Raw genomic sequence first — 8,004 nt, 5'->3', positions numbered from 1 at the left:
GCCGCTGGAGACGCGGAATATCGGAATGACAACGTTCTATTTAGGCGTTTCCGTCGAGTTTTGTGGCCGGAAGTCAAACCACAGGCTGCCACTAATAGGCGTGTAGTTGAGCATGGTGTTCTTCTGGCTTTGCGGGCCCATGGAGGCTGCGGGCTGAAACTTCGTGCCAATGGCAGCAATGGAATTCATGAAGCCAAGGTTGCCCTCAGGAAAAGCCCCCGACGTATTCTCGTTCTTGGCTCCAACCGGACGCGCCGGCTTCAGCATTTGCAGAAACAGCGACTGATCATCGGTGTACACCGTAAACGGCGACTCCTTGTTCTCCACGACCACCCAATACAGTTCGGCGTGGTAGCCCTTGAACTCCGGGTACTGCCAGGTTTCGCCGGTGATGGAGTTGTTGTAGTCTTTGTGCCACACGCCGAACTGCTGGCCTTTCATGCGGTTTTTCCACACCCGATACGGGCCGCGGCCGAGCCACTTCATGCCCGTAATTTTCTCCTCGGGGTAGTTGAAGGTGATGCCCATAAAATCGGCCTCCCCTTTCTGCGAATACCGGTAGTCCAGCTTGGCCGGCTTGCCCGGCTCGAAAACCCACTTCACGTAGAAGTTGGACGGTCCTTCGTAGGTTGATTCCACCACGTTGGCCGCGCCCTGCACCGAATGCTTGAACTGCTTCAACGTGTGCGCTACGCCCGCCTGCACCGGCCCACCCGACAACGAAATATCGCCCTTCGAGTTGGTGACTTTCTGCACGTAGCCCGTGGTTTTGTCGAAGAAGTAGCTGATGCCATCCGCTTTCACTACCAGCGTATTCGTCTGGTCTAGCACTTCTACTTTGGTTGAAGCCGGTGTTGCCGCATACTTCTTCTCGATGTTTTTGGGGTACTTGATGGGCCAGCTCCAAGTGAAAATTTCCCGCTTGTCGGGGCCGGTGGCCGTTACGTACAGCGCGTCGCTTTTGCTCCAGGTGGCCGGTAAGTTCAGCGCCAGAAAACCCTTCGCCCCCGGTGCCAGCGCCTCTGGCTGGCCGGCGCCCGAGGCATCGGTTTTGGGGGCGGTGGCTTTGTCGGCGGGCAGCGGAAACGAAACCAGCTTCCAAGTGAAGGTGCACTTGTTGAGGTTGGTGTACAGGTAGCGGTTCTCCACTTCCAGACGCCCATCGAAGCCGGGCGCCAGAAACTTCTTGTCGATAACCACCGGCGACCATAGCTCTTTGATGGTGTAGAAGCTGGCTTCCTTCTCGCGGTGCGGCCCCAAGATGCCGTCCGGGCCGGAGTTGCCGGCGGCGTCGAGCTTGCCGTTCTGGTCGGTGCGGGCCGCGGCTTCATCATGAAACGACCACAGAAAGCCCCCGCCGAAATATGGATGCTTCAGCATCAACCCCCAAAAATCCTCCAGGCCCGCGCCGTGGCCGCCGTCGTAGAGGCCGTGCATGAACTCGGTGGGAAAGTATACTTCCTTGTCGTAGAGGGCGGAATTGACCACGTAGTTGTAGTCGGGGTAGTGCTTGGTGTCGGTGTTGTTGAACCGCTCCCACGGGTGAATGACGGGGCGTTTCTGCGGGTCGTAGAGGGCGTAGTCGCCGTCGAGGGCGAAGTTGAAGCCACCTTCGTTGCCGTTGTCCCACAAAATAATACTCGGGTGGTTGACGTCGCGCACCACCAGCTCGCGCACCAGCTTGCGGCCTACCGTGGTGTCGTATTTGGCTTGCCAGCCGGTTAGCTCATCGAGCACAAACAAGCCGAGCGAGTCGCACACATCCAGAAAGTGCGCGTCGGGCGGGTAGTGCGACATGCGCACCGAGTTCATGTTCATCTGCTTCATCAGCTTCACATCCAGCAAGCTGATTTCCTTGCTCAGCGTGCGGCCCGATTCCGGCCATTGGCTGTGGCGGTTCACGCCCTTGAGCACGATCCTTTTCCCGTTGACGTACATGCCTTGTTGCGGCCGTAGCTCCATGGTGCGGAAGCCGAACCGCTGCTTCACGCGGTGCATCGCGCCCTTGGCATCGGTAAGGGACACCACTAGGTTATACAGCTTGGGCGCTTCCGGATTCCAGGCCTGAATGCCTTGGAATTGCTGGCGCAACGTCGTCTTCTCTTGGCCGGCACTGGCCTGCCCGGCAAACAAGCTGCCAACCCGCTTGCCATTCAGCTCCTGCACTTCGGCTTGGAGTTTCTGGCCGGCCTTCACGTTCACCGGAAACACATCTACACTCATCGAGCCGTTGGCCTTAGCATTGAGCGCAATCCGGTCGATGTAGGTAGGCGGCACAATCTCCAGGTACACCGGCCGAAAAATCCCCCCAAACAGCCAGAAGTCGGCCTTGCGCTCGGCTTGGTTCACCGATTCGTTGGCGGAGCGCTTGCTCACCTTCACTTCCAGCAGGTTGTCCGTACCGGCCGGCTTCAGCAAGCTCGTAATATCGTACTTGAAACGGTAGAAGCCGCCTTGGTGCACCGGCCCCGCCAACTGCCCGTTGATCTTGACCTCGGTATCCGTCATCGACGCCTCGAACACGATGAACACGCGCTTGCCGTTGCCCGCGCCGGGCACCCGGAACGTGTGCTTGTACATTCCCTGTTCGTCGGGATTTACTTCGTCGCGGAAGTAGTTGTAGGTGCCAAAGCCCTGCTGCTCCCAATTGGAGGGCACCGCTATTTTGTCCCACTTGCCACTTTTCTGGCCTTTGGTACAGTAAAAATCCCACTGCACGGTGTGGTCTTTGTCCGTGCCGGAGAGGTACTGCACCACGGTTTGCTGCGCAAACGTAGTTGGGCAGACAAGGAAAAGCAGGCTGGTTGCTAGTAGAGCTATTTTTCGCATTCTGAGTTGGTGTAGGTGAACTTGGGCAAACCTTTACCGCTGCTATACTTTGCTTGGAAAAAGGTCGGGTTCAACGGGCATTTGCTTGGCTGAAAACAACATCAGCAGCGCAGCACCAGGAGTGTAATTCCCGGGTACCACACTGCTGATACTAAATCAGACATTTCTTAATCACGAGCCAGGCTACCAAGCAGGGTCTTGCGTGATGTTGGGGTTGGTGTTAATCTCGCTCTGCGGAATGGGGAAATAAGCATGCTGGACCACGTTGAAGAATTCACGGCCTTCTTTGTCGCTGTTTTTGATTTCTTGCTCCAGCAAGTTCCAGCGGCGCAAATCATAGAAGCGTTGGCCTTCGCGGAAGAACTCGATCATGCGTTGATGGCGGATTTCAGCCATCATTTGGTCGGCGCTGTAGCCAGCAGGCAGAGGTGCTAGACTGGCGCGGGTCCGAATGCGGTTCACCAGCGGATATGCCTCGGCTGGACGGCCGAGTTTGGTTACCGTTTCGGCATAGAGCAGTAGGATGTCCGCGTAGCGCAGAGCCTTCTCGTTGATATCAGAAATCATAGCACTGACTGCACCAGTACTAATCTCGTTGATTTGCGTGTAGTTCTGGTACTTTTTTACCCGCGAGACTTTTCCGAAGGGGTTGGGAAAATTAGCGAGCGTGTAGGGCTTGCGGTAAAACATAGCTCCTGGATACTCCCAGATCAAGCTGGCGTACATGCGCGGATCGAAGTCGCCGGTCGTGGTTTTTTCGTGCTGAAACTCCCGGAAAATCTTTTGAGTAGGGTAGCCTTGATACCAGCCACCGGCTTCGGAAGGAGCCATGGCCTGCGCCGTGGTAGAACCCTGCGTTTCATTGCCGCTTCCGTTTTCGGTGCCCCCCAGGTCGTTGCCGCCCACATTTTGCATCTGAATCTCGAACAAAGACTCTATGTTATTATCCTTCTCCTTCAGGAAGTTGTCTTCGTAGTTGGCTAGTAGGTCGTAGTTGTAAGGCGCCTTTGGTTGACCCGAAGGTTGCGCTATCAATTTAAACTCGTTCTCGGCCGCTGCCCATTTCTCCTGGTAGACGTATGACTTTGCCAAAAAGCCAATGGCAGCGCCCTGCGTGGCCCGGCCCACCCATTGCGCCGGCCACGAAACGGGCAAGTTTGCTTTGGCCTCCTGAAAATCAGCCTCAATCTGCGCCCACACCTCGGCCCTCGGAGCTTTAGGGTTGGAATATTGCTCTCGTTCCGTGGGTACCGTTAGGATAACGGGCGCATCCCGGAAATTGATGATCAAATAATAGTAGTTAAGGGCCCGCAGGAACTTCGCTTCCGCAGTGTATCGGGCTTTCAACTCATCCGACATGGGAATGGTCGGTATTTTCTCGATTACCTGATTTGCCCGGAAAATACCGCGGTAGCAGCCGCTCCAGAGCGCATCGGCTTGCCCCGTGGTGGCATTATTGGTGAACGTAGTCGACTGGTACATGTCCCGCGAGTCGTTGCGGATGAAAAAGTCGTCGCCGCGGCCGTTAACTAACTGCACCCCTTTATAGCCGAAGTAGCCGTTGAAAGGAGCCTTGAAGGTTTTATAGGTACCTGCCAAGCCCCCCATTATATCCGCTTCCGTTTTCCAGTAGGTTACAACGGGTAGCTGATTGGGGTTGAGCTGGGTTAGCTCATCGGTGCACGAAAAGGCTAGGCTAGATAATAGCGCAAAGCAAAGAATGCGTTTCATGGTGGGGTATCTTGAGGTAGGATTTAGAAAGAAAGTTGAATGCCAGCCAAAGCAGTGCGTTGCAACGGGTAGATGCCGTAGCCCCGGTCCACGCCCCGGTCCAGAATGTTGGTGCCGCCTTCGGAGCGGCCCAAGTCGGGGTTATAGCCCTTATACTTGGTGATGGTGAACAAGTTATCGGCACTCACATACACCCGGCAGGAAGTCACTTTCAGCGCGCCAATGGCCGAGGCCGGGAGGGTGTAACCGAACTGCAGGGTTTTAAACCGCAGGTAGGAACCATTCTCCAGGAAGCGGCTGGAGGTCTGTCCGTTGCCATTGGGGTCGTTGATTACCGCCCGGGGTACGTCGGTGTTGGGGTTGTCGGGTGTCCAGGCATTTAGAGTGGCTTTACCGTAGTTTTGCTCTAGGTTCATGCCTTCTAAGTCTTGGCGCACGCCGTTGTAGATCTTGTTGCCATAGGTGCCTTGCAGGTACACGCTCAGGTCGAAGCCCTTCCAGGCTAGGTTGCCGCCAAACCCGTAGGAAAGGTCGGGCGTAGGGTCGCCGAGGAGCTGCCGGTCGGCTTGGCTGATCTGGCCGTCATTGTTATAGTCGACAAACCGAATGTCGCCGGGCTTAGCATTTGGTTGAATCTTGCGGCCTTCGATGGCATAAGCATCCACTTCTTCCTGCGACTGGAAGATACCATCAGTTTTAATCAGGAAGAAAGCTCCCAGAGGGATGCCCGCTTGACCTACCGTGGCTTGGGCACCCTGGAAGGTAGGCTGACCACCAAAGATTTGCTGCGAGCCTGTGGCCAACTCATCTACCTTGCTACGGATAGCCGTGGCCGTGCCCAGCAAAGTATAGGTGAAGTCGCCTTTGGTGCTGGTGTAGTTCAGAGCGACCTCAAAGCCGCGGTTGGAAATGGTGCCCGCGTTGAATACCGGGTTAGTAAGGGAGCCATTTGAGCCAGCAATGGGCACCCCAATGATAGCACCCTCACTCTTGCGCACAAAGTAGTCAGTGGTGAGCGAGAGCTTATTATCGAAAAAGCCCCAGTCGATGCCCACGTTAGACGACTTGGTTTCCTCCCATTTGATGTACTCGTTGGCTAAGCTTACCTGAATGGCTCCGCCCCACAGCGTCTGTCCGGTACCAATAACATAGTTGGTATTCGGAACGATAGTGGAGTAGTAGAGGTAATCATTGAAGTTCTGATTACCCAGTACGCCGTAGCTGGCCCGTACTTTCAGGTTGGAAACAACAGATTGCAGCGGTTGGAAAAAGGGTTCGTTGATGGCATTCCACGCCAAGGCTACTGAAGGAAAATCACCGTAGCGGTAATCTGGCCCGAAGCGGGACGACCCGTCACGGCGGAAGGTGCCGGTGAATACATACCGGTCGTTGAACGAGTAAACCAGGCGGCCCAAGTAGGAAATTGTAGTGCTTTCGTTGCCATTGCTACTGGCTACCGGGTTCAGGTTGCCGGCATCGATGACTTGCAAGCCTAGCGGGATATTGCTTTTCGCCGCGCCCAGATACCGGTACTGGTTGTTTCGAAACGTGTAGCCCGCCAGTACGTTCAGGCCGTGCTTACCAAAGGTTTTGGCGTAGGTAAGCGTGTTTTCGTGCAGCCAGTTGCCAGACTGGCTTCTGTTTTCGTTTAAGTCAGCATCCGCGTTGGGAAACAGCGTGCCCACTTGGTACGGGTAGGTATAGCTAGAGTAATGGCTGAAGCCAGGGGTATACCCCAGGTTGTACTTGTATTTCAGCCCTTCTATTAAACTTATTTCCGCGTAAGCATTAATAATTGCATTGTAGTTGCGGTTCTCTGGTTTTTCCAAGTAAAGCATAGCCACCGGGTTGGCAACGTTTACAACCGGTCCGGAGGCGCCGCTGAAGCCACCCAATGCCGTGGGGTCATACACAGAGAAAGCCGGAATCATCTTCAGGGCCGAGCCCGAAGGGTTGCCGCCCTGGCCACCCCATCCGCCGGCCGTATAGCGCCAATATTCCTGGCTCATAATAATACTCTCGCCTAGCTTGAGACGTCCCTTCGTGAAATCCGACTTGATGCGCAGGTTCAGGCGAGTGTAATTCGTTTCCTTCACAATGCCCTTCTGCCCGAAGTAGCCCCCCGAGATACTGAAATTGTAGTTGTCGCCGCCGCCGCTAGCCCCGACGGTATAGTTCTGAATGGGCGCTACGTGATAAATTTCTTTTTGCCAATCGGTACCTTCCCCCAGCGCGTCCGGGTCTTTGGCAATGGCCAATGGGGTTGTGCCGGGTGCGTTGGCGTGAGCCGCGTTGCTGACAGTGGCCCATTCCCTAGCATTTAGCACATCAAGAGTCTTCACTATTTTCTGCGCGCCGTAATACGCGTTGGCATCCAGCTTAATCGGGCCTTTCTTGCCCGATTTGGTGGTAATCAGAACTACTCCGTTAGCCCCCTGCGCTCCGTAGATAGAAGCTGCCGAAGCGTCTTTTAATACATCAATAGAAGCTATATCGGAAGGCTGTAAGTAATTGATATTGTCTACCCACACGCCGTCTACAACATATAAAGGGTTGGTATTATTGAAAGAGCCCGCCCCACGCACCAGCACCCGCAGGCCGGCACCGGGCGCACCGGTGCTACTTTCGATTTGCACGCCCGCTACGCGGCCCTGCAATGAGCGGGTGAGCGTGTTGGAACCTTCCGTACGAATATCTTCGGCTTTCACTGTTGAAATAGAGCCGGTTACATCTTCGCGCCGGAGTGCACCATAGCCTACTACTACCACTTCATCCAAGGCCTTGGTGTCGCTTTCCAGGGCTATGGTGAGCGTGGTGCGGCCGTTGAGCGGAATTTCCTGGGTGACAAAGCCGATGGAAGACACTACTAGCGTCGCATTGGCATCGGGCACGCTAAGGCTGAACTCGCCATTTACATCTGTGCTAGTGCCTACCGTAGTGCCTTTTACTACTACCGTTGTGCCCGGTAGACCTTCGTTGTTGGTACCAGTCACCTTCCCCTTTACTACCACCGCTGGCGCTTGCTGCTCCTCAATAGGGTCCGCAATCGATTGTCCTGAAGGACCGAAAGTGGAAGCAGGGGAGATGATGTACAAGTCGTCGCGCATCTTCTCCACTTGCAGGTTGCTTTGCCCGACAATATAGGCTAGCTCTTCTTGCCAGGTTTTGAACGCGGGCCGTTCAGCGCTGACAAACTTGTTTGCAACAATGTCGGTACGGTAGAAAAAAGACACGTCTTTATGCTGTGCCTTAAAGTCCTCGAGCACACTTGCCAGAGAGCGTCGTGCGTTGTTTTGAGTAAACGAAGCTTTACCATTTGTCTTCAGTTGTGGGCTCGAGTGAATGGAGGCAATGGCAGTGCTCTGCGCCTGAGAAGCAATAACCGGGCAACCAAGCAGTAACCCGGGCAGGAGCAGCTTAACCGGAGGTGTATAGTTTTTCATA

At 55.0% G+C, this 8,004-nt stretch carries 3 protein-coding genes; all 3 read right to left on the bottom strand.

All coding sequences use genetic code 11. The annotated features are described in order from the left end of the window. Positions 1 to 36 precede the first annotated feature (36 nt). The gene (locus tag VF639_RS24155; protein WP_331148528.1) at positions 37 to 2,829 is read right to left on the bottom strand and encodes a glycoside hydrolase family 2 protein; all 2,793 of its coding nucleotides are present in this window, start codon (positions 2,827 to 2,829) and stop codon (positions 37 to 39) included. Positions 2,830 to 3,012: 183 nt separating this feature from the next. After that, positions 3,013 to 4,560: a RagB/SusD family nutrient uptake outer membrane protein gene (locus VF639_RS24150; RefSeq protein WP_331148527.1), complete on the bottom strand. Its 1,548-nt coding sequence runs from the start codon at positions 4,558 to 4,560 to the stop codon at positions 3,013 to 3,015. 23 nt (positions 4,561 to 4,583) lie between these two features. Continuing rightward, positions 4,584 to 8,003, bottom strand: coding sequence for a SusC/RagA family TonB-linked outer membrane protein (locus VF639_RS24145; protein ID WP_331148526.1), 3,420 nt, complete (start codon positions 8,001 to 8,003; stop codon positions 4,584 to 4,586). Between the last annotated feature and the right edge of the window lies 1 nt (position 8,004).

This window comes from Hymenobacter sp. (assembly GCF_036387835.1).
In the GTDB taxonomy this organism is placed as follows: Bacteria; Bacteroidota; Bacteroidia; order Cytophagales; family Hymenobacteraceae; genus Hymenobacter.
The sequence above is the reverse complement of the archived record's forward strand: the minus strand, read 5'-3'. Positions and strand labels throughout refer to the sequence as shown.